Genomic DNA, 23,042 nt, shown 5'->3' with positions numbered 1-23,042 from the left:
AAGAGCGGCTTAGCCGCTCTTTACTTGCTGTTATACTAATTTATTTAACAGCTCAGTGCGAAGCAATTGATAATCAAACTTAATATCTTCTGCTAAACACTGTTTTGCTAATGCATCTGCCAGTGGTTTCGGCATAGGCAATTCGATGTCTAAAATTTGCTCTACGCTGTCTTTGAATTTAGCTGGGTGTGCAGTCGCTAAAAAGATACCTGCACTGCCATCAGCTAGATTTTCTTTCAAGCCCTGATAAGCAATTGCAGTATGAGGCTCTGCGATGTAACCAGTTTGATGAATTTTTTTCATCACCTCTTTTGTTTCTTCTTCACCTACACAGCTCGAATAAAAGTCATCATAGCTAAACCACTCGTTATCTAGCATAAATTGTACACGAGGCCAGTTATTCGGTTTACTTACATCCATAGCGTTGGATAACGACTCAAGGGTGTCATTTGGCGCCCACTCTTTGCTTTGTAAGAAACGTGGCACTGTGTCGTTTTGGTTAGTTGTAGCGCTTAATTTCGCTACTGGCATACCGAGCACAGCACCGATCATCGCGGCACACACATTACCAAAGTTACCACTAGGTACTGAGATATGCGCTTTACTGCGCTGCTCTTTTGGTAATTGAGCAATCGCTTCAAAGTAATAGCACACCTGTGCAACTAAACGACTGATATTGATTGAGTTTGCTGAGTTTAGACCAAGCTTTTGTTTAACTTCGTCGTCTAAAAAGGCTTGCTTTACCATGCTTTGGCAATCATCAAAGCTGCCATCAACCGCATAGCAGTGAATGTTATTACCTAAAGTAGTGAATAGCTTTTGTTGCGCTAATGAAATTTTACCTTTCGGGTATAAGATCACGACATCGATATTAGGCTTATTATAAAAAGCATGGGCAACCGCCGCCCCTGTATCGCCTGATGTAGCCGTTAAAATCGTGACTTTTTCGCCCTGATTAAATTGCGCAAGACACTCAGCCATAAAACGGCCGCCAAAGTCTTTAAACGCAAGCGTTGGGCCATGAAATAATTCAAGGCAATAAATGTCTTTTTCTACTTCAACTAATTTCACATCAAAGTTAAAGGCATTTTGCACCATCTGTGCAACGGTATCGGCAGGAAGCTCGTCACCAATAAGGTGCGATAAAATCTTGCTGCTACGGCTAACAAAGTCTAAATCAAGTAACGCATCAATGTCTTGAATTGGCGTAAGGCTATTAGGGAAGAATACACCTTGATTACGCCCTAAACCCGTTTTTACCGCTTCAACAAACGACACCTGTTGTGTTTCATCTTTTAAATTATGTAATTGCATGTTTATTCCTTAAATTCTTTAAAGCTGTCGTGTGCCAAGCTGATCTAGTTGACAGATGTGGCAGAAGCCCTGCTCATTGATGTAATTATCATTCAGCCACGCTGCACACTTTTGTGCAGCTTCAAGGCTCTTACACACGGTAAATAATGTTGGCCCAGCCCCCGAAATGCTGACTATCTCTGCGCCAAACTCAGGTAAAGCACTTTTAGCTTCTGCAAAGCCTTGAATAAGCGGTGCACGATGTGGCTCGGCTATTTCATCACTCATAATGGAGAGCGCTGCATCAAAGCGACCTGTTAGTAATAAACTACTAAACGCAGAAAGTCGCTGTGCAAACTCAACACTGTCATGCATTGATAATTGCTTTGGCAGTACTGAGCGCGCTTTTGCGGTATTCAGTGAAAAACCTGGAAAAGCCGCTACGTAATACCATTGATTATCAACGGGTAACGAAATTGACTTGTTCGGAATAAGTTCACCAGTTAATTGCAAGCCACCCAAGTAACATGGTGTGATGTTATCGTAATGACGGCCGCCACTAACAATAGCTTCAAAATCAGCCATCAACTCGATAAGTTGCTCTTGAGATAAATTCGTTTCAGCGAACTTATCAAGGGCTGCAAACGCAGCCACCACAGAACACGCGCTTGAACCTAAACCAGAACCAATTGGTAGGTTCTTTTTCAGCTCAAGTTTTACCGCTGGCATAGTCGGCGCAACGTGTTCTTTAAAATGAATTAAACATTGATAAGCCAAGTTTTCTTCAGCATTAGCAGGCAGTTTATGGGCATAGTCGCCAGAGCAAACAAAAGTATCTTGCTCAGCGGCACTCACCTCAACAACATCACCTAATAAGGTGCCATCGATAGGTGCTAGCGCAGCACCTAAAGCATCAAAGCCGACAGCAAAATTCCCGATTGAAGCGGGTGCATATACACGGATCATGACCAGCTCCTAACGCGTTAACGTTTTTAAAATGTCGGCAAATACGCCTGCAGCCGTTACTTCAGCACCTGCGCCATAACCACGGATCACAAACGGACGAGGTTGATAATATTGACTTAAGATGGCCAGTGCATTTTCACCGTCACGGATATCGTAAAGAGCATGGCTACTATCTACAGCTTCAATGCCTACTTTACATTGACCGTTTTCAATAGTGCCCACATAACGAAGTACTTTACCTTCACTTGCAGCGCTTTGAATGCGGTCGTTAAACTGTGCATCAAGTGATGGTAGTTTTGCCATAAAATCTGCTACAGAATCACCTTCTGCAAACCCTTTTGGTAAAACAGATTCAACTTCGATATCGCTTAGTTCTAACTCAAGACCCGATTCACGAGCAATGATCAGTAGTTTTCGAGCCACATCAGTACCTGATAAATCATCACGCGGATCTGGCTCAGTAAAACCACTTTCTTTCGCTTTTAACGTTGCTTCGCTAAGTGATAAACCATCTTGTAGCGCACCAAACATATACGATAATGAACCAGACAAGATACCGCTGAACTTAATAAGTTCATCACCGGCACCAAATAGCGATTTCAGATTATCAAGAACCGGTAAGCCGGCACCTACGTTTGTTTCGTATAAAAATTTACGATTATTCTTTTGTGTCGCTGCAACTAAATCTTGATAGTAAGCATACGAGCTAGTATTGGCTTTTTTATTTGCAGCAACGACATGGAAACCTGCATTCAAGAAATCAACATATTGCGCAGCAAGTTTATCGGCTGAGCTACAATCTACGATCACTGGATTGATTAAGTGATTTTGTTTAACAAATTGCTCAACCAGATTTAAATCAAATGCCTGCTCTGACTCGGCTAGTTTGTCTTGCCAGCCATCAAAAGCAATGCCTTCGCTATCTAGATAAAGCTGTCTTGAGTTAGCTACACCGTATAAGTTCAGTTTAATGTTACGTTTTTCAAGCCATGCTTGTTGACGCTTTAACTGCTGGATAAGTTCTTGGCCGACTAAGCCACAGCCAAGTAAAAACACATCGATTGAAGGAATGTGAGTAAAGAAGTTCTCATGGCACACTTTCACCGCTCGTTGCATAACTCACCGTCGATAACCGCTGAAATGGCGCTTTCTGTTGAATCCTGTGCAATAGCAACAATGTTAACTTGTGCTTGTGCTAAAGAAGCAAAGAACTTAGCAGCTAAGCCTTTGTGCGCACGCATGTTATCACCCACTAAAGTGACAATAGCAAGGTTACGTTGTACTTGAACTGGTTCAATTAAACCGGCTTGTGATTCCAATTCAAAAGCAACTTGAAGCGCTTCAAGCGCGAGCGTTAAATCGCTTTCGTGAACGCAAAAACTGATACTAAACTCACACGAAGATTGAGTGATTAGCACAATTGAAACATTGTCGTGTGCCAGCGCATTAAATACTTTTGACGCCATGCCCACTTTGCCTTTCATACCTGGACCAGACACCGTTAACATAGCCAGGTTTTGTAAGCTTGATAGCGCTTTAACAGGTTCGTTCGACACACTGTCGTTGCTGATCACTGAACCTTCAGCGCGTGGATTATGAGTATTTTTGATTTCACACGGCACGCCTGCTTTAGCACAAGGTAAAATCGTTTTTGGATGCAGTACTTTCGCACCAAAATAAGAAAGCTCCATTGCTTCTTTATAGGATAATGAATCAACTTTAGAGGCTTTTTTGATATAGCGCGGATCCGCATTGTAAACGCCATCTACATCAGTCCAGATCTGACATACGTCGGCTTCTAAACACGCTGCAGCAATCGCAGCTGAATAATCTGAGCCATTACGACCAAGTGTTGTTAGCTCACCTTGCTCATTGGCAGCAGTGAAACCTGGCATGATATAAATAGTACTCGGTGCTGCTTTTAAGGCTTCTTGAAAACGTAGCTTACTAGCATTCAAGTCTGCTTCAGCATCAATGTAGCCACCCACTGATGCAATACAGTCTGTTGCTTCTAAATAACGAGCATTACTTTCTTTAAGCATGCACTCCATTAAAGCAACACTAACGCGTTCACCAAAGCTGATAACATAAGCACGCACTTGGTCTGGACAACACTTTAAAAGTGCAACACCATCTAGTTTATTCTTAAGTTCACTAAGATTAGGCCAACTTGCTACCTGACCAAAATCAGCTTCGACAGCAGCTTTTAATTGCTCACAACGTGCAACCAAAGCTTGCCATTGCTCACTAAACTCTTGCCCCTGCTCTGCAGCACTTGCTAATGCAACTAATGAATCTGTCATACCACCTGGTGCAGACAGTACTAACAACATTTCATCGCGTAATTCTTCTTTAACTAACTGAGCTACCTGTTGCAAACATGCGTAGTCGGCCAAGGATGACCCACCAAATTTTAATACTCGCATTATTTATGTTTCCTCATTCCATAAACGAAAAAGGCCTGTGTTCTAGTGAACACAGGCCTATAAATTTGTTGCACCGACCTATGCCACTATCCCGTAAGGATGATGGTTGTAATAATAATGGTCGTTGCGTGATTAAATGTTTTCATAGACTGTAGACTGCCTTAATTATAGCCAGCCTGTCAACCCTTAAAGAAAAGATAAATTATGCGTTTGCGTTATATAAAAGATTAATGAATACCAAATTTATGCAAAGTTGCTTTAAGACGCACAAGATCTATCGGTTTATCAATGAAGTCAATAGCACCCAATTTTACTACTCTTTGTTTCATTTCAGCCTGAATATCAGCCGAAATCACTATTACGAAGCACTCTATTTTCTCTGCTTTGATCGTTTCGAGCACTGCAACGCCATCAATTTCAGGCATGGTTAAATCTAAGCACAGTAGATCAAAATTTTGCTCACGAAGTAGCGCAAGAGCTTCTCGGCCATTGGTAGCTTGCTGAATATCTGCATCCAAGCAATCACCTAAACAGCGTACTACCTGCTTACGGGCAATATTTGAATCATCACAGACTAGTACTGAAAAATTAGGATTATTCATGAAATAAAAATCTTCGCTGTAGCAAATACAACATTAAAAAAGGCTAAATTAAAGATGAAATAAATTTATAACACACTTTTTCAAGCGCAGTAAGGTTAAGTTTTTTCAAAAAATACTAACAATTTATAAATGTTCCAGTAAAAAAGGATATATTTATTTCTTTTTAACCATTTATTAGCTAACTTTAGAACTAGCTGAATGTATTACAATTGTCACCAAGGAGCTATGGATATTCCATGCTACAAAAAAGCCTGTCAAAAGAATTATTAACAAATGTACTCTCAGTCTACTTTTTACTTACTTTTGTAGTGACCTGTGGACAAGTTATTGCTGAGTACGTTAATACCAAAGATTACATTCGTGACGAGTTAACGACTTTACAAAAAACATTTAGCCGTAGTTTAACCCGCGCTATTTGGGAGTTGAACGATAAACAAACCATTACGACAGCTGAAGGCCTATTAGCGATCCCTATGATTGAAGGCATTATTGTACGTGATGACAGTGGCGAAGTGCTTTCACAACTAGGCCGTTCGCTAGATATCCATGAGCTTTACAGTCAGCAGTTAGTGCAAGAAGAAGCGATTATCGAAGATACGCCGTCAGGTTTATTCGGTTATACATTCCCACTCATTTTTGAATTCTCTGGTAAAACAACCCAAGTAGGTGACGTAACCTTATTCTCAAGTCGTGAAGTGGTATTTAGCCGCATCATGATTTCTATCTACTTTTTAATTGGTAATGCGATGATCAAAACCACCTTTTTGATCATTCTTTTCTTACTGGCATTTAGAAAACGCTTAACCGAGCCATTAGCAGAATTTACAGAACAAATTGAAGATCTTGAATTAAACGACTTAGAAGGTCGCCATATTCAGATCCATACCGTTGAGCACAACGAGCTTAAAGTAATGGAAGAGTCTTTCAACCGGCTAATCGATAAGGTGGTACTTTACCGTGAAGAGCTCGAACATACACAAAAAGAATTATTGATAAGCAATGAAAAGCTCGACCAACATAACTTACAGTTAGAACAAGAAGTGGCGCGCAAAACATCAAACTTAAGCCAAGCAATGATGGACTTGCAGCAGCAAAAATATGAGCTTGAAAAACAAAAGCTAACACTGACTGAAGAAATCGATTTACGTAAGCAAACTGAACAAGAGCTCATCACCAAACAAACAGAGTTACAACGCTACCTTGATGAACTAAATATGGCGCAAGAACGCTTAGTTGGCTCAGAAAAAATGGCTGCATTAGGCGGTTTAGTAGCGGGTATTACACATGATGTGAATACACCTATCGGAATTGGTGTTACTGCGACGTCATTCTTACAAGAACGCTTGGACCAAATTGAAGCGGCTTACAAGGATAAAACCCTGTCGCCAAAAGCGCTTGAAGAGTTTATTAATGACGCCAAGCAAAGTACTAGCCTACTTACTAGTAACCTAGATAGAGCTTCTGAGCTGGTTGCAAGCTTTAAGCAAATTGCAGTCGACCAAGCCAGTGAAGCGGTAAGAACGATTAACTTTAAAGAGTACTTAGGTGAAGTGATCCGCTCACTCCATCCAAAACTAAAGAAAACGTCGCATCATATTAATTTAGATTGCCCTGACGATTTAACACTTAACCTGCCTGCGGGGGCGATTAGTCAGATTTTCACAAACTTGATTATGAACTCTCTTATTCATGGTTTCGAAGGGATTGAAAGTGGCATCATCGATATCGTTATCAAAGAAGAAGATGACGAAGTCGTTATCGACTTTAAAGACAATGGTAATGGCGTATCAAAAGACCAGCTAGAAAAGCTATTTGACCCATTCTTTACAACCAAGCGCGACCAAGGCGGCAGTGGCTTGGGCACGCATATTACTTTTAACCTCGTTAAACAGACGCTTAGTGGCGATATTGAGGTATCAAGCGAAGTCGGTAAAGGCTTGCACTACCATATTAGTTTTCCGAAAAACATGCCAAAACCACTTTCAATGTTTAACTCATAAGCAATTAGCACTGATGCCGAAATGATTCATTTCGGCATCAGTTTTTTATTGTTATGATTGGGCAAATTTATTGAAAGGATTAGCCTAATTATGTGGTTTAGTAACCTTATCTGTTACCGTTTTAAACAAGACGTTTCATACGCTCAAGAAGACTTCGACAAAGCCCTAGAACAAGACCTGTTCCGCTCATGTACAGGCCAAGAGCTTTCAACTTTCGGTTGGACAAAAGCCTTTGGTAAGCACGGTCAAACTCTGTCTCATTTCTCTCAAGACAGCATTTTAGTATGCGCTAAGCGTGAAGAAAAAGTGCTGCCAGCTGCCGTTATCAACGAATTGGTTGCAGAGAAGGTTGAACAAATCGAAGCCGAAGAAAACCGCCCAGTAAAGAAAAAAGAAAAAGACGAACTAAAAGAAAATATTCTGCACACTTTACTGCCTCAAGCATTTAAAAAATCGAGCCTGCAGTTTGCATTTATTGATCAAAAGAATGGCTGGGTTGTGGTTAACAGCGCAAGCTTTAATAAAGCAGAAGAGCTTTTAGCCCTACTTCGTAAATCACTTGGTACGCTTCCTGTCGTACCTGCATTTGCGAACTATGATTTAGACGTATTTTTAACTGACTGGTTAACTAATTTCAGTACCCCTGAAGGCTTCTCTATCGGTAACGATGCAGAGCTTGAGGAAGCCGATGACAGTGGCGCTCAGGTTAAATTAAAAGGCCATGACTTATCGTGTGACGAAGTAAAATCACACTTAGAAAATGGTAAGCGCGTAACTAAACTGGCTCTTGATTGGCAAGAACGCGTTAAGTTCATGTTGCAAAACGATGGTTCGATTAAGCGTCTCAGCTATTCAGAAACATTAAAAGAAGAAAACGCCGACATTCCTAAAGAAGATATGGCGGTCAAACTTGATGCTGACTTTATCTTAGCGTCAGAAGAAATTAAACAATTACTAGAAGAGCTGACCCAAGGTTTAGGCGACGCAGAAGATTTATAAAATTAACCTAAAAGTCAATTAATTTAAAAGCGCGACTAAGTCGCGCTTTTTGTTAAAGTTAGTCAGTAAAAATTGCTTTTACTTCGTTAAGCATATCGTTATATTCATCGTCACTGAACATATCAAGTGATTCAATCACGCCTTTATCCATATAGGTTTGTAATGCCGCTGACTTATCAGAAACCTGTAAGATGCCTTCTAAAATCGCACCAATACGAATGAAATCGACATAACAAATATGCTCTGGTCGATAGTTTGGATTTGCCCAACTTTCAGCAACTTCTACAAACTCATCAGTAAATCCCCAAGCACGCATAATTGCTCCACCCACTTTACCGCCCAGCTTTTGGATAGCATGAGCAAGGAAACTAGGGTTTGCAAACACTTCAGGGTGCTTCTCAGCTTCAGTTAAAATTGGCAGCACGCCAATGTTATAAACTAATGCAGCCAAAGTAATTGTGTCACGATTCAATGATGTATGCTTGTTTCGGCGTAAAAAGAAGTCCATCAAGGTAATTGAATGGCACGCTACTTTAAGGGTTTTCTGCCATGCCTTGTCCATATAGCCTTTAATCAGCTCATTATGTGATACAAACAGCTGCTCCATTGCCATTGCCGTCGCAATGTTCTTGATTTGACGCAGGCCAATTCGTGTTACTGCTTGGTGTAGGTTTGTGACTTTAACTGAGCGCCCCATAAATGCACTATTCGCGACTTTGATCATCCGTGCCGACAATGCAGGATCATGCGAAATGACATCTGCCATATCCATCAAGTTTACCTCGGGGTTATCCGCGGCTTGCCTCACCTTCACTGCAACTTCTGGTAAGGTAGGTAACACTAACGTGTCATTATTTATTCTGTCGACCAATATGGTCAGTAATGCATTCTCTGTTGACATATGTGTGCCATCCTCTTGGGTTAGTTTGTCAAAACAAAGACAAACTAATGACTGACATTATTAGATTAGTTATAGTTTTAGTATTGTCTAACTTAGCGCTAAAGTTAAGAAATTCACAGAAATTATCTATTTTTATATTTTTTAACTCCCTAACTCATAAATAAATATTGCTTCTAGCGCTGTAAACTTGCCATATATATGTCAGGTTTGCTTTAATGCATAGACTTTTTGTTTTCTAAGCAATGACTCTCACTTTTTAACGGGCAAAAAAATGACATTAAATAAAATTAGCCAAGCACTTATCTTATCAGGTGCTGTTTTTCTTGGTGCATGTTCTGACGAGCAAGCAACCACTTCTCAAACTAAGCCTGCTGCAGAGCAAACAAAGCAAAGTACTGAACAAAACAACCCACAACTTATCAATGCAGAGAAAAGCCGTTTAGACATTTACACAGACTTCACGCTTACTTCTGATCTTAGTCACTTAAGCGACAACCAAAAACAAATGGTTGGCAAGTTGATCGAAGCCTCAAAAATTATGGATGAGCTATTCTGGCGCCAAGCATTTGGTGAGAATAAAGACGCATTTTTAGCAAAAATTAATGATGAAAAAGTTCAGAAGTTTGCAGATATCAACTATGGCCCTTGGGATCGCTTAAACGGCGACCAAGTATTCTTATCGGGTTATGAAGAAAAGCCACTAGGCGCTGAGTTTTACCCAAGCGATATCACAAAAGAAGAGTTAAACAATGCAATCGTTGATGACAAAACCGGTCTTTACTCGGTGATCAAACGCGATGAAAAAGGTCTTCTTTATAGCGTAGCTTACTCGGTTGAGTACGCACAAGAACTAGAAAAAGCAGCTAACTTATTACGCGAAGCAAGCACTCTTGCTGATGATAAAGAGTTCGCTAACTACCTAAGCATGCGCGCAGACGCATTGGTAAGTGATGACTTCCAACCTTCTGATTTTGCTTGGATGGATATGAAAAATAACCCAATTGACGTGGTTATTGGTCCTATCGAAACCTATGAAGATCAATTATTTGGTTACCGCGCAGCGTATGAAGCCTATGTACTAATCAAAGACTTAGCTTGGAGCGAGCGTTTAGCTAAATTTGCCGCTTTCTTACCTGAGCTACAAAAAGGTTTACCTGTAGATGAAAAGTATAAGCAAGAAGTCCCAGGCTCTGATGCTGACCTAAATGCTTATGATGTTGTTTATTACGCAGGTCACTCAAATGCAGGTAGTAAAACTATTGCTATCAACCTGCCAAATGATGAGCAAGTACAGCTAGAAAAAGGCACACGTCGTTTACAGCTTAAAAATGCAATGCGTGCTAAGTTCGATAAAATCTTAGTGCCAATTTCAGAGCAGCTAATTGTTCCTGAGCAACGCAAGCACATCACCTTTGACGCGTTCTTCGCAAACACAATGTTCCACGAAGTAGCGCACGGTTTAGGTATTAAAAACACCATTACTGGTAAAGGAACTGTTCGCCAATCATTGCAAGAGCATGCTAGTGCCCTTGAAGAAGGTAAAGCGGATATCTTAGGTCTTTACATGGTTGAGCAATTACTTAAGAAAGGCGAGATCACTGACGGTACATTAGAAGATTACTACATTACCTTTATGGCTGGTATCTTCCGCTCAGTGCGTTTTGGTGCATCAAGTGCACACGGTAAAGCGAATATGATCCGCTTTAACTTCTTTGCTGAAGAAGGTGCCTTCTCTAAAAATGCTGACGGCTTATACAGCGTTAACATGGAGAAAATGAGCCAAGCAATGGAAAAACTATCACGCTTAATCTTAACGATTCAAGGTGACGGTGATTACCAAAAAGTTGATCAGCTAATCGCAACCCATGGCGATATCAAAGCTGAACTAGCTAAAGACTTAGAAAAACTAAGCCAAGCTAACATCCCTGTTGATGTTACTTTCAAACAAGGTAAAGAAGTATTAGGTCTTTAAGCCTTATTCTCCTTTAATAAAAAACGCTGCAATTGCAGCGTTTTTTATTGCCTGAAATCGAGTAAAACACGACTAGTGTGCAACGAAGTTCAAACCATATTTGGAGTTTAGTTCTACAATATCCCCGTTGATCAGCATTTTTTGAAACTCGGCATTAAAAGCATCAATAAATTCATCGAGTTCGCGTTTTTTACTAAAGCCATAGTAGCCCTGATTAACCGTCACCGGCGGCGATAACATAATCACTTTATCGGCTATATCTAAACTGTCGATCACAGGCTTTGCTGCCCGAGGATGGGTGAGAATTAAGTCAACTCGGTTATACATCAGCTGTAAAAAACTAGCCCGCACATTGCCCACTTCAGATAGCGATAGACTTGTTTCATTACGTTTAAATTCAGGGCCATAGTTCCAGCCTCGAATGGTACCAATAATATCTTTTCGTAAACTAGCAAAATTACCAACCCAGGTCACATCATTGTTCTTCTTGGTATAAAAAACGATTGGGTCTTCGTAAAAGGGCAAGTCACTAAATTGCATATACTGCTGACGCATAGGGGATTTGTAAGGACCGATAATGGCATCAGCGTGACCTTGCTCTACCATTTTTAGTGCGCGTTTTAGTGGCATGATATCAATAACCAACTCATGCCCTAAACGTCTGCAAATTTCGTGTGCGATATCGGCACCTAAGCCGACCACTGTTCCCTGCTGATCTTGTTCTAAAATGGCAGGAAAGTGACTACCAACAAAGTAATAGCTTTTTGCTAAACAAGAAAAAGAGCTCAGAATAAGCAACACGGCAAACACTGTGTGTTTCATTTATTCTGTACCCCTTCGTGCATCATCCATTTAGCTTAGTCCAATCTTGGTAGAACAAACAGTTTAAAAGTGCGCTTTTAATACCGCAATTTGTTCGTCTGTATAAGGCACTGCTGGTAATTTACCCCAGATTGGTGTTGGCCAAGCCGCATCAGTTGTGAAGCGCGCAATATGATGAACATGTAATTGCGGTACCATATTCCCTAGTGCTGCTACATTAAGTTTGTCTGGGTTGAATACCTGTTGTAATAGTTTACTCAGTTTGCCCGACTCTTGTAATAAGGTAATTTGTAGCTCTTCAGAAAGGTCGATAATCTCTTTAACACCAGCGACTCTTGGCACTAAAATAAACCATGGGTATTGGCTATCATTCATCAGTAATACTTTACACAGTGGCCAATCCGCAAGCTCAATGCAGTCGCGTTGTAGTTCTGGGGCCAGAGAAAACGGCGTATCAGTATTTTTCATCAATAAATCCTTTGATATTGGGTAAACATCCCCTACTTTATAGCATTTTGTTGCAGTTGCCTAAGCTTACCATTACCATCGTGGCAGTTTTTATTCGAGCGAAGGTACTCCTGTGCTAAAAAAAATTAAATCTCTCTCACTTGCTTTGCCGATGGTGGCAACAGCATTCAGTGTGACCGCTGAACCGCTTACTCTTGAGCGTATTTTTGACGATCCAAGCTTAGCAGGCAAAGCGCCTGTGCAACTTAAATTCTCTCCAGATGGCAGTCGTGTCACTTACCTGCAAGGTAAAACCGATGATTACAATCGCTACGACTTATGGGAATACAACTTAAAAGATAACAAAAACCGCTTATTAGTTGACTCTGCTGCACTATTCTCTGGTCCAGAGAACTTATCTGACGAAGAAAAAGCACGCCGTGAGCGCCAGCGTATTTTTGGTAAAGGGATTTTAGAATATAAATGGTCAAAAGACGGTAAAGCGCTTTTATTTCCACTTAATGGCGACCTTTACTATTATGAGCTTGCTTCAGCTAAAAGCCGTAAATTAACCGACACAGAAGCATTTGAAACCGATGCACGTTTCTCACCTAAAGGCCATTATGTGTCGTTTATTCGTGAGCAAAACCTATATGCACTTAACTTAAAAACGGGTCAAGAAATCCAATTAAGTAAAGATGGTGGCGGCGTTATTAAAAACGGCATGGCCGAGTTTGTTGCGCAAGAAGAAATGGGCCGTATGACTGGCTACTGGTGGTCTGGTGATGAATCTAAAATCGCTTATACCCGTGTTGATGAAAGCCCAGTAAAAGAAGCTATCCGTAATGAAATTTACGCGGATGAAGTAAAGCTTTTTAACCAACGCTACCCGTTTACAGGTACCGACAACGTTAAAATTCAGTTAGGTGTTGTAAGCATCAACAATCAAAAAACTGACTGGGTTGATTTAGGCGACGATCAAGATATCTATATCGCTCGTGCTAACTGGTTAAAAGATAACAAAACACTTTCTTATCAGTGGCAAGACCGCTCGCAACATAACTTAGAGTTACGTTTTTATAATAGCGACACTAAAAAACAAACGGTTGCCCTAACAGAAAGCAGTGATACTTGGATTAACCTGCACTTTGATTTGCAGTTCTTAAACGATAAAAAACATTTCGTTTGGGCATCTGAGCGCGACGGTTTTAAACATCTTTATTTATACCGCACAAACGGCGAAATGATCCGTCAAATCACCCAAGGTGAATGGGTTGTTGATAGCTTAAAAGGTATCGATGAGAAAAAAGGCATCGTTTATTTTGCAGGTCGTAAAGATACAGCACTTGAAAGCCACCTTTACAGCGTACCGCTATTCAAGAAAGGCGAAATTAAACGCGTAACTGAACTAGGCGCTTACCATAATGTGGTGATTGCTAAAGATAACAAAACCTTTATCGATAACAGCTCATCAGTTAATAAGCCAGGCTCAGCAGCATTACGTAAAATTAATGGCGAATTTATCACTTGGCTTGAAGAAAACAAGTTAGATAAGTCACACCCATTAACGCCTTACCTTGCTGATTTGATCACACCTGAATACGGCACGTTGACGGCTGAAGACGGGCAAATCATGCATTACCGTTTATTCAAGCCAACTAATTACCAAGACGGTAAAAAGCACCCGGTTATTGTTAACGTGTATGGCGGCCCTCATGCTCAGCGCGTAACAAACAGCTGGCGTAGTAAAAACTTATACTTCCAGTACATGGCACAACAAGGCTATGTTATTTTCCAACTTGATAACCGTGGTTCATACAACCGTGGTAAAAAGTTTGAAGACGTGATTTATAAGCACTTAGGTGTTGCTGAAGTGGCAGACCAAATTAAAGGGGTCGAGTTCTTACGTACCCTTGATTACGTTGACCCTGAGCGTATTGGTATTTATGGCCACAGCTACGGTGGTTACATGGCGCTTATGACCATGTTTAAAGCGGGCGACTACTTCAAAGCCGGTGTTTCTGGTGCGCCAGTCACTGATTGGGAACTTTACGACACTCACTACACTGAACGTTATGTAGGTCACCCTGCAACTAACGCGAAAGGTTACGAAGCAAGTGCAGTTTTCCCGTATGCCGAAGGCTTAAAAGGCCCACTGATGATTTACCACGGTATGGCTGATGATAACGTATTATTCACTCACGCCACTAAGTTATTCAAACAACTGCAAGATCAAGAAAAACAGTTCGAAATGATGACTTACCCGGGTTCAAAACACAGTTTACGTGGCAAGAGCGTACAAACGCACTTACACCAAACTATCACAAGTTTCTTCAACCGACACTTTAACGTTGAATAATCACGTTCAATTTCGGTAACTTAGACTAAAGGCTGATTGTTAAATCAGCCTTTTTTTTGTCTCAATGTATTCTACTATTTAACTAGATTTTCGACCTATTTTGGCTACGCTTAATACATTGCTCCTATGAGCATGACGAAGGAACACACATGAATTACTTACGCCGTTTTACAATTTTTCAGCGCCTCGCCATGTTAGTGAGTGTGGTCGTGATAGGGCTGATATTTTTGAGCGTCTCGAGTTTAACGCAGCAATACAGCTCGCTAAAACATGAGCAATATATAAAAACCCAAAACCTTGTTGAGTCTGCTTACTCTATTATTGAGCATAACTATGAATTGTTTGAGCAAGGTAAGCTAAGTGAGCAACAGGCCAAACAAGCAGCCCTCGAAACAATTTCTGCACTACGTTATGACAACAACAATTACTTTTGGATCAACGATTATCAACCCGTGATGGTCATGCACCCGTTTAAGCCCGAATTAAATGGTAAATCGCTAGCGGGTAGTAAAGATCCAGATGGCGTGTTGTTATTTGTCGATATGGTCAATATTGTCAAAAAACAAGGTAAAGGCTTTATTCCCTACAAGTGGCCAAAACCTGGTAAAGATAAGCCGGTTGATAAAATTGCCTACGTAAAAGGTTTTGACAAATGGCAATGGATTGTAGGCTCTGGTGTCTATATTGATACCATTGAAGAAGCATTCTCTTCGCTTCGTACCCATGTCATTATCACCGCAGTGGTGCTCATTGCCCTACTGGTTGCACTTAGCTACCTAATTGCCAATAGTATTCTACGCCCGACCCAACTTGCCGCCGACATGATGAAAGACATTTCACAAGGCGAAGGGGATTTAACCCAAAAGCTTGATGAAAATGGCAATGATGAAGTGTCTCGTTTGTCGCGCTACTTTAATTTGTACACCGCAAAAATGCGTGAGTCACTGAAACATGTTGCCCACAATGCCGAGCAAGTAAATCAGTTTGCTCATAGCGTAGATGATGCCAGTAAAACCAATCACTCTTTTATTGAATTACAAAACGATAGCTCGACTCAAGTAGCAACCGCGATGGAACAAATGACTCATCAAATTCACGATGTTAGTCAAAATGCTGACCAAGCTGAACATGCTGCCAATGAAGCGGCGCAAAATGCCGAAGCAGGCAAGCAGGTTCTTAACAAGACCATTACCGCCATTGAGACCCTGTCGCATAATATTGAACAAGTGAGTAAGGTAACGGCGGATCTTGCTGCAGAGAGTAACAACATTGGTTCAGTACTTGATGTTATTCGCAGTATTGCTGAGCAAACCAACTTACTGGCACTCAATGCTGCTATTGAAGCTGCTCGTGCTGGTGAGCAAGGCCGAGGCTTTGCTGTGGTAGCTGACGAAGTACGTACATTAGCAAGTCGTACAGGTAAAAGTACCGACGAAATTCAAGCCATGATCAGTAAACTACAAACCGGTGCACAAGCTGCTGTTGATGCTGTATCAGCAAGCCAACAGTTATCAACCGAAACAGTTTCACAGGCAGGTGAAGCAAATAGTTCGCTGAGTGAGATTGAGCGACTTGTCACTATTATCAAAGATATGAACAGCCAAATCGCCCGCGCTACCGAGCAACAAACTAGCGCCGCAGATGAGGTTAATTTACGGATTAATGAGCTTTCGCAATCAACCGAGCAATCACTGTCGAATACCGAAGGACTTTCGAACGCCAGTGAAAACTTAAAACAAAGCTCGCAAGCGTTAAGTGATGTCGTTAACCGCTTCAAGCTCGACTAACACCACAAAAAAGCCCCGCACTGCTGTGCGGGGCTTTTCAAACTTAAAACTTATAGCTTTTAGCTTATAAACAATAACGAGCGAATAAGCTGCTTACTGTTGCTGCGGTAGGCTTACCATGTTGCCAATCACCACCTTCTACACCGCTACCTGCGATATCCATATGAACATACGGTAATGGCTTTTCAGATTCAGTGCCATGCTTATCTAAGCCACCAACAATCGCTAAGAATGCCATTGGGAACTGGTGACCACGTGCAGTTACAGCTGATGGTGCATTGTTGCTTGAAAGTACGTCATCTGCCAGTGTACGTGGTTTTACGAAATCGTAATCTTCACGGCGGCTACGAGATACTTCTGCGCCATCTGCCCATAAATCACCTAAATCAGCAATTTGGCGTGAAACATTCGCTGCACGAGCTGGACCATTTTCAACATACGCACTGTAAGGACCCATCGCACGTGCTGCGTGGCCTGTTAGCGTAGCAACAGTGAATAGCTCTGGGTTCACTTCGTTTAAAGCGCGATCTTTCATTTCACTTAGTAAGTCACCCATTGCTAAACGACCTTCAGCATCGGTGTTACCGATACGAACACGTACACCTTCACGGCAAGTGATGATTTCATCAGGAACAAAACAATCAGAACCAATTGAGTTACGAACCACGGCTAAATAGGCAATTACTTTTACGCCTTTTGGTGCAAAGTCAGCCACTGATTTCATAAAGCCAGCAACCGAAGCAGCACCGCCTTTATCACGGCTCATACCTGCCATAAAGCCACCCACTTTAAGGTCTGCACCACCGGTATCGTAAACTAAACCTTTACCAACAAACATTAGGGTACGCTCAACGTCGCCTTCAGGCACGTATTCTAGTTTTACAACACGTGGGTGATGACGTTCAACAGCGTAAGATGCGCGCGCTACAGTGCTCATCATTGGGTAATCTTTATCGATAGTGTTGATATCTGAAATCACTTCAACAGACACCTTGCTACCCGCAAATAACTCAACGCAGTAATCAGCAAAACGTGGTGGTGCCATACGCTCAGGTTCTGTACCACATAAATCACGTGCAGCGTATTGACCCGCAGCAATAGCATTAAGCGCTTTGCTCATTGCCTCGTCTGCGCCAACAAGGCTAATTTGGCCAATTGGTTCAATCGCTTGACCATGGTACTCACGAGCCTCAAGTGGTTGCCAAAGTGCTTGGCAAGCACCTAAATAAGCCACTTCGAGGGCGTGCTTGTAACGGCTATCTTGATTTACATTAGCAAGTAAAATTGCAGGCTGAGTGCTACCCGATGCTTTCGCTTCTAGTACACCTTGCTTTGCCGCATCAAAGTAACGACGTACATCATCATAATCACGGTTCAGAGGGCCTGTAGGCGCCAAAATAACGCGTTTAGAGTCAATCACAAGTAATGTCACTTGTTTACCAATACGTGCGTCTACGGCTTGTTGAGCGCTAATAGCTTGGCTTAAGCTTGCGTCTGCTAAAGAAGAAAAATCATCACCGATAATAATCAATGCATCGTGATTTGCATCCGCTAATTGCGGGGCTGCAACTGCATGAGGGTATGCCATAAAAAAAGGTCCTGCTGTTAGAAACATAGGACCTTATTATCATTGATTTAGAGCGCTATTGCCAGCCAAGTAAGATAGCTTACGATAAGGCTGGCAAGCTAAGTTTACTGCTCTGTAAGGTGTGCTGAGTCTTTACGATGCTTAACAATCACAGACCAAGCTTCAAGCATAACCAGTACGCTCACCACCAGTACTAACAAATCAAGTGTCACCAGTAACCAGTTACCTTGTTGATAGTACTCGCCAAGTTTAATAACCCCAGCAAAAAACGCCATTATCAATACAAAACTCATTGGGATCAGTGTGTATTTTGCAGGACGATTCGCCTTAATTAGCATCACTGAAATAACCAACAAGGTTAAACTTGCAAGGATTTGGTTAGTCGAGCCGAATAACGGCCAAATGATCATACCGCCGCTACCATCAGCGCCACCAGCACCAAAAGCAAGCAGTAAACAGCAAAGTACAGCAACTAACGTCGCAACCACACCGTTTCGAATAATGCTGATATTATAAATATCGCCCCATTCTTGGATGATATAACGCTGCAGACGAACGCCAGAGTCCATCGTAGTCCCCGCAAACAGCACCACCATTACGGCAAGTAATGTTGAGGCGACTTCTTGCGAAATACCCCAGCCGTTTTCAATTAGATTAGCTCCACCATTAATAAAGGCACTCACACTACCGGCACCTAAGTGGCTGTAAATTTCATGCCATTCTTCTGGAGATACCGCAAGCGCAACACCACTTACTGCAACCAATGTAATAAGCGCAAGCATACCTTCGCCTACCGCACCTAAGTAACCAACAAAGCGACCATCGGTTTCTTTGTTAAGCTGCTTAGAACTGGTACCTGAAGACACAATACCGTGGAAACCCGATACCGCACCACAAGCTATAGTCACGAATAACAATGGAATAATACTTGGTGTATCTACCGCCGTTTGGGTATTAAACGCAGGCGCTGTGATATCTGGCATTGAAATAAATACCGCACCATAAAGTAGTACTAATCCCACTAATAACTGCATACCGTTGATGAAGTCACGTGGCTGTAACAGCATCCATACCGGCAATAATGAAGCAATGGCAGCATAAATAAATAAGATGATGATCCAGTTCGCATTCGCACTCAATCCGAACATTTCATCAGGTAATGCGATTGGCATGCTACTACCTAGGTAAATTGTGTAGTAAAGAATGGCAACACCAATTAAACACAAGTGGAATTAACGACACTTTACGGCGTAACAATTGACCGATGACTAAAGCCACCACAATCGCTGACCAAGCAGGGAATACCGCGTTAGGTTGAGATACAAATGATTTAGCAATGACCACACCAAATACCGCATTCACCATCAGCAGTACTAAGAACACCACAATCATAAATAACGCACGGGTGCGTTTACCAATTACGCTTTCAGATAAAGCGCCCATTGATTTGCCTTTGTTACGCGCACTGGCCCATAGAGCCCCCATGTCGTGAACACCAGCAAAAAAGATAGTACCAAATACCACCCAAAGTACCGCAGGCACCCAGCCCCAATAAACGGCAATGGCAGGGCCAACAATTGGCGCGGCACCTGCAACAGAGGTGAAATGGTGACCCCATAACACAACTTTGTTAGTTGGCACATAATCCACACCATCCTCAAGTTCATGAGCAGGTGTGACAAAATTATCATCCATTTTAAATATTTTTTCGGCGATGAATTTCGAATAAAAGAACCATCCGAACAACATACCGACTATTCCGAGCAGCACGATTACGACCGATTGCATAGTCATCTCTCTTATTAAGTTATAATGTTGTCTAAGGTGTTGAACTAGGCAGGCCTAGCACCCCAACTAGACACTAACAAACTTTCAAGCACCAAGGTGTTAACCTTTAGTCTAATATACTCAGCTGAAAATGCTCGTGAGCCTGACTCTTTATTCCGACACCTATCCCTAGCAGGCGTACTGGCTGGTTGTTACCTCGCTCATAGGCTTTGCTCATTAACTCAGCAAAAATGCGTTCGTCTAATTGATGGTGGCTTTGATCGGCACTGGTCACAACAAAATTGGCAAACTTGACCTTCACCGATAATTTATTGATGCGGTTGTTTAATTGTTGTCTATCAAGACGACGAGTTAATTCATCCATCAAGCGGGGTAACTGGCTTAAACACTCGTCTAAATTATTTTTGTTGTATTCATAGGTGTGCTCAACACTGAGCGACTTTCGCACTCGCTCTGTTGACACTTTGCCAACGTATTCGCCTGCACACTTTTGATATAAAGACACGCCAAAATTACCAATGTGCTGCTGCATCCAATTAACACCTTTCGCACGCACATCAGCCCCCGTGTAAAGCCCTTTAAGTTGCAGCTTTTCTAATGTCACCTTGCCTACGCCGGGAATTTTGCCAAGCGGTAAACTCGCCAAAAAGTCATCAACTTGATCGGGCAATACCACAAACTGACCATTAGGCTTATTTTCATCGCTGGCTATTTTGGCAATAAACTTAATTGGCGCAACGCCCGCTGAGGCTGTTAGTCCGGTGGTGTCATAGATTTCTTGGCGGATTTGCTCTGCCATCAATGTTGCACTGCCTTTGCATGCGGTACTGTCGGTTACATCAAGGTAGGCTTCATCTAACGATAACGGCTCAATAAGGTCAGTGTACTTTGCAAAAATGGCGCGAATTTGCGTGGAGATTTCTTTGTAAACCTGCATGCGTCCGGGCACGATAACCAGATCGGGGCACAGTTGTTTGGCGTGATAGTTCGACATCGCCGAGCGCACACCATATTTACGGGCAATATAATTAGCTGTTGATAGCACCCCGCGACGACTATTACCACCTATAGCCAGTGGCACATTCGCAAGCGCGGGGTTATCACGCATCTCAACGGCTGCATAAAAGCAGTCCATATCGATGTGAATGAATTTTTTCATCAGGAACACAACAACTGTTTATATATACAGTTATTATATTTAAACTTCCTGAGAGTGCAAGCTAAGAGGTTTGGCTTGTTTGTTGGTTTGGTTTTTTGCGACTGATAAGCCGTGCGCCAAATAACCAAAACGCGGCTTCGAATAACAAGCCCACGACAATTAAAGCGATAAATCCTGACATTGTGCCCATGCTATAACAGAGCAAAGCTAGAGCGAGTAAGATGAAAAGTGCAATCCACTTTATCACCCTCAAGGTTAGTTGCTGCATAATTAAGGTCCTTTAATGTGTGTTCATTTTGCTCACACTTTACGTAAGCGTGAACTTATAAATCTAGCACAATCTACTGAGTTTTCTAATTTCCTTGAGCTAAAAGCAGCATATTGCTAACCTAAGTTTTCTCACAATCAACGAAGATTTACTATGCAATCGTTTATAGAACAACACCCTATCAGAACAAAAATTAATGTTGCATGGGGTGAAATGGATGCCCTGCAGCACGTCAATAATGTGGTGTATTTTCGCTACTTTGAAACAGCCCGTATCGATTTTTTTACTCAACTAGGTTTTCTTAAAGATTTACAAGTAACAGGTGTGGGTCCGGTGATCAGCGAAAACAATGCTCGCTATAAACGCCCGGTGACATTTCCTGATACGGTGCATGTTGGTGTAAAGATTAGTGACATTGAACACGATCGTTTTATGATGCATTACACTGTATTTAGTGAAAGCCAAGACGCAGTAACAACCATTGGCTCATCACAAGTGGTTATGTTTAATTTTAAAACGGGTAAAAAAGCGCAGTTAAATGATGAGTTATTAACTGCACTTAAAGCCCATTCTAGCGATTAACAAGGATCTATTATGCTTTATAGCCCACTTGGTCGAAGTGGTATTGATGTATCTCGTGTTTGCTTAGGTAGCATGACATGGGGTATGCAAAACAACCAAGCCGATGCCGATGAACAAATCGCCTATGCATTAGATAAAGGCGTTAACTTTATTGATACTGCCGAAATGTATGCCGTACCACCTTCTCCAGACACCTACGGTAAGACAGAAGAGATCATCGGTAATTGGTTAGCGCGTAATAAAGACAAACGCGATGATCTTGTCATTGCCACTAAAATTGCGGGTAACGGCTTACCTTGGGTACGCGATGCAGGCGATATTACTCGCCAAGCAGTGGTTGAAGCCGTTGATGCATCTCTTAAACGCTTGCAAACTGAGGTTATCGATTTATACCAATTACATTGGCCTAACCGTACATCACCGCACTTTGGTAAACAGTGGCCAGGTAAAGTGTGCTTCTCAGAGGCTGACACTGATCAAAATATCGCGGGTATGTTAGATATTCTTGAAGGGCTGAATGACTGTATCAAGGCTGGTAAAATTAAGCACTGTGGTTTATCAGACGATACACCTTGGGGCATCAGCCAGTACTTACGCTTAAGTGAGCAGCATAACCTTCCGCGCATGGTATCGATTCAAAACGAATTTAGTTTATTGCACGCCAAAGATTGGCCGTATTTGATTGAACAATGTATTCATGAAGATATTGCTTACCTACCTTGGTCACCCCTAGGTGGCGGCATGCTAAGTGGTAAGTACTTAAATGGTGCTCGCCCTGAAGGTAGTCGTTGGACGCTAGTGCAACGTAATGGCCTATTTAGAGACACAGCACAATCACGCGCTGCGATTGCTGAATATGTTGAAATTGCTAACGCCTTTAATTTAACACCTTCACAACTTGCATTGGCTTGGTGTGATCAAGTGGATGGCGTAAGCTCAACGATTATAGGTGCAACATCAATGGCGCAGTTAAAAGAAAATATCGATGCTTTCTCGGTGCAATTAAGCGATGAAGCTAACGATAAAATCGCTGACGTATTTACCCTCTATCCTATGCCTTTCTAAGCAATTATGTGCATTATT

Annotated in this window: 16 protein-coding genes and 2 pseudogenes; 7 read left to right on the top strand and 11 right to left on the bottom strand. The window is 41.8% G+C overall.

The window, feature by feature from the left end; genetic code table 11:
* Positions 1–30: 30 nt before the first annotated feature.
* From thrC to C2M33_RS12435, 4 genes and pseudogenes are all read right to left on the bottom strand, one after another.
* Positions 31–1,314: a threonine synthase gene (gene thrC, locus C2M33_RS12450; protein WP_105174558.1), complete on the bottom strand. Its 1,284-nt coding sequence runs from the start codon at positions 1,312–1,314 to the stop codon at positions 31–33.
* 18 nt (positions 1,315–1,332) lie between these two features.
* Positions 1,333–2,259 carry a homoserine kinase gene (gene thrB, locus C2M33_RS12445; RefSeq protein WP_063702236.1) on the bottom strand — a complete coding sequence of 309 codons (927 nt, stop codon included), beginning with the start codon at positions 2,257–2,259 and terminating at the stop codon, positions 1,333–1,335.
* Between the two features lie 9 nt (positions 2,260–2,268).
* A pseudogene (gene thrA / locus C2M33_RS12440) lies at positions 2,269–4,685 on the bottom strand (bifunctional aspartate kinase/homoserine dehydrogenase I).
* Positions 4,686–4,912: 227 nt separating this feature from the next.
* Complete coding sequence (locus tag C2M33_RS12435) at positions 4,913–5,287, bottom strand: response regulator (protein WP_105174557.1); 375 nt, start codon at positions 5,285–5,287, stop codon at positions 4,913–4,915.
* Between the two features lie 236 nt (positions 5,288–5,523).
* Here C2M33_RS12435 and C2M33_RS12430 point away from each other — a divergent pair, with 236 nt between their 5' ends.
* Both C2M33_RS12430 and rdgC read left to right on the top strand, forming a co-directional pair.
* The gene (locus C2M33_RS12430) at positions 5,524–7,287 is read left to right on the top strand and encodes a sensor histidine kinase (RefSeq protein WP_063702230.1); all 1,764 of its coding nucleotides are present in this window, start codon (positions 5,524–5,526) and stop codon (positions 7,285–7,287) included.
* A 90-nt stretch (positions 7,288–7,377) separates the two neighbouring features.
* Entirely contained in the window at positions 7,378–8,286 is a 909-nt protein-coding gene (gene rdgC, locus C2M33_RS12425; RefSeq protein ID WP_063702228.1) for a recombination-associated protein RdgC, read from the top strand.
* Between the two features lie 58 nt (positions 8,287–8,344).
* Here rdgC and C2M33_RS12420 read toward each other — a convergent pair whose 3' ends face one another.
* A complete protein-coding gene (locus C2M33_RS12420) occupies positions 8,345–9,187 on the bottom strand; it encodes an HDOD domain-containing protein (protein ID WP_063702226.1) in 843 nt (280 codons plus the stop codon).
* Between the two features lie 271 nt (positions 9,188–9,458).
* Between C2M33_RS12420 and C2M33_RS12415 the strand changes: the two genes are divergently transcribed.
* Positions 9,459–11,159 (top strand): dipeptidyl-peptidase 3 family protein, encoded by a 1,701-nt coding sequence (locus tag C2M33_RS12415; protein ID WP_063702224.1) that lies wholly within the window; start codon positions 9,459–9,461, stop codon positions 11,157–11,159.
* Between the two features lie 72 nt (positions 11,160–11,231).
* Here the strand turns inward: C2M33_RS12415 and C2M33_RS12410 are convergent, their stop codons facing one another.
* Together C2M33_RS12410 and C2M33_RS12405 are read right to left on the bottom strand one after the other, a co-directional pair.
* A complete protein-coding gene (locus tag C2M33_RS12410; protein WP_105174556.1) occupies positions 11,232–11,981 on the bottom strand; it encodes a substrate-binding periplasmic protein in 750 nt (249 codons plus the stop codon).
* Between the two features lie 63 nt (positions 11,982–12,044).
* Positions 12,045–12,449 carry an HIT domain-containing protein gene (locus C2M33_RS12405; protein WP_063702220.1) on the bottom strand — a complete coding sequence of 135 codons (405 nt, stop codon included), beginning with the start codon at positions 12,447–12,449 and terminating at the stop codon, positions 12,045–12,047.
* 112 nt (positions 12,450–12,561) lie between these two features.
* Between C2M33_RS12405 and C2M33_RS12400 the strand changes: the two genes are divergently transcribed.
* Together C2M33_RS12400 and C2M33_RS12395 are read left to right on the top strand one after the other, a co-directional pair.
* Positions 12,562–14,787, top strand: a complete 2,226-nt coding sequence (locus C2M33_RS12400) for a S9 family peptidase (RefSeq protein ID WP_063702218.1) — start codon at positions 12,562–12,564, stop codon at positions 14,785–14,787.
* Between the two features lie 149 nt (positions 14,788–14,936).
* Positions 14,937–16,574, top strand: a complete 1,638-nt coding sequence (locus C2M33_RS12395; RefSeq protein ID WP_105174555.1) for a methyl-accepting chemotaxis protein — start codon at positions 14,937–14,939, stop codon at positions 16,572–16,574.
* Between the two features lie 64 nt (positions 16,575–16,638).
* On the opposite strand, the gene C2M33_RS12390 is transcribed toward C2M33_RS12395, so the two are convergent.
* The 4 genes and pseudogenes from C2M33_RS12390 to C2M33_RS12375 form a co-directional block, all read right to left on the bottom strand.
* The gene (locus C2M33_RS12390) at positions 16,639–18,162 is read right to left on the bottom strand and encodes a M17 family metallopeptidase (protein ID WP_105174554.1); all 1,524 of its coding nucleotides are present in this window, start codon (positions 18,160–18,162) and stop codon (positions 16,639–16,641) included.
* A 104-nt stretch (positions 18,163–18,266) separates the two neighbouring features.
* Positions 18,267–19,950 (bottom strand): annotated as a pseudogene (locus C2M33_RS12385) (carbon starvation CstA family protein).
* A gap of 106 nt (positions 19,951–20,056) precedes the next feature.
* Positions 20,057–21,109, bottom strand: coding sequence for a DNA polymerase IV (gene dinB / locus C2M33_RS12380; protein ID WP_063702209.1), 1,053 nt, complete (start codon positions 21,107–21,109; stop codon positions 20,057–20,059).
* 61 nt (positions 21,110–21,170) lie between these two features.
* On the bottom strand, positions 21,171–21,377 hold the full coding sequence (locus tag C2M33_RS12375; RefSeq protein WP_054552594.1) for a hypothetical protein: 207 nt from the start codon (positions 21,375–21,377) through the stop codon (positions 21,171–21,173).
* Positions 21,378–21,530: 153 nt separating this feature from the next.
* On the opposite strand from C2M33_RS12375, the gene C2M33_RS12370 reads away from it, so the two are divergent.
* Positions 21,531–21,959, top strand: coding sequence for an acyl-CoA thioesterase (locus C2M33_RS12370; protein WP_054552595.1), 429 nt, complete (start codon positions 21,531–21,533; stop codon positions 21,957–21,959).
* Positions 21,960–21,971: 12 nt separating this feature from the next.
* A complete protein-coding gene (locus C2M33_RS12365) occupies positions 21,972–23,024 on the top strand; it encodes an aldo/keto reductase (protein ID WP_105174553.1) in 1,053 nt (350 codons plus the stop codon).
* Positions 23,025–23,042: the final 18 nt, after the last annotated feature.

This window comes from Pseudoalteromonas sp. T1lg122, assembly GCF_002964825.1.
GTDB lineage: Bacteria > Pseudomonadota > Gammaproteobacteria > Enterobacterales > Alteromonadaceae > Pseudoalteromonas > Pseudoalteromonas gelatinilytica.
The sequence above is the reverse complement of the archived record's forward strand: the minus strand, read 5'-3'. Positions and strand labels throughout refer to the sequence as shown.

What these genes read in the sequence shown, in the direction of transcription:
- C2M33_RS12430 (WP_063702230.1), top strand. Translation starts at nt 5,524, where the DNA reads ATGCTACAAAAAAGCCTGTCAAAAGAATTATTAACAAATGTACTCTCA.
- C2M33_RS12390 (WP_105174554.1), bottom strand. Translation starts at nt 18,162, where the DNA reads ATGGCATACCCTCATGCAGTTGCAGCCCCGCAATTAGCGGATGCAAAT.
- C2M33_RS12410 (WP_105174556.1), bottom strand. Translation starts at nt 11,981, where the DNA reads ATGAAACACACAGTGTTTGCCGTGTTGCTTATTCTGAGCTCTTTTTCT.
- C2M33_RS12435 (WP_105174557.1), bottom strand. Translation starts at nt 5,287, where the DNA reads ATGAATAATCCTAATTTTTCAGTACTAGTCTGTGATGATTCAAATATT.
- C2M33_RS12375 (WP_054552594.1), bottom strand. Translation starts at nt 21,377, where the DNA reads ATGCAGCAACTAACCTTGAGGGTGATAAAGTGGATTGCACTTTTCATC.
- rdgC (WP_063702228.1), top strand. Translation starts at nt 7,378, where the DNA reads ATGTGGTTTAGTAACCTTATCTGTTACCGTTTTAAACAAGACGTTTCA.
- C2M33_RS12420 (WP_063702226.1), bottom strand. Translation starts at nt 9,187, where the DNA reads ATGTCAACAGAGAATGCATTACTGACCATATTGGTCGACAGAATAAAT.
- C2M33_RS12395 (WP_105174555.1), top strand. Translation starts at nt 14,937, where the DNA reads ATGAATTACTTACGCCGTTTTACAATTTTTCAGCGCCTCGCCATGTTA.
- C2M33_RS12405 (WP_063702220.1), bottom strand. Translation starts at nt 12,449, where the DNA reads ATGAAAAATACTGATACGCCGTTTTCTCTGGCCCCAGAACTACAACGC.
- C2M33_RS12365 (WP_105174553.1), top strand. Translation starts at nt 21,972, where the DNA reads ATGCTTTATAGCCCACTTGGTCGAAGTGGTATTGATGTATCTCGTGTT.
- C2M33_RS12415 (WP_063702224.1), top strand. Translation starts at nt 9,459, where the DNA reads ATGACATTAAATAAAATTAGCCAAGCACTTATCTTATCAGGTGCTGTT.
- dinB (WP_063702209.1), bottom strand. Translation starts at nt 21,109, where the DNA reads ATGAAAAAATTCATTCACATCGATATGGACTGCTTTTATGCAGCCGTT.
- C2M33_RS12370 (WP_054552595.1), top strand. Translation starts at nt 21,531, where the DNA reads ATGCAATCGTTTATAGAACAACACCCTATCAGAACAAAAATTAATGTT.
- thrB (WP_063702236.1), bottom strand. Translation starts at nt 2,259, where the DNA reads ATGATCCGTGTATATGCACCCGCTTCAATCGGGAATTTTGCTGTCGGC.
- thrC (WP_105174558.1), bottom strand. Translation starts at nt 1,314, where the DNA reads ATGCAATTACATAATTTAAAAGATGAAACACAACAGGTGTCGTTTGTT.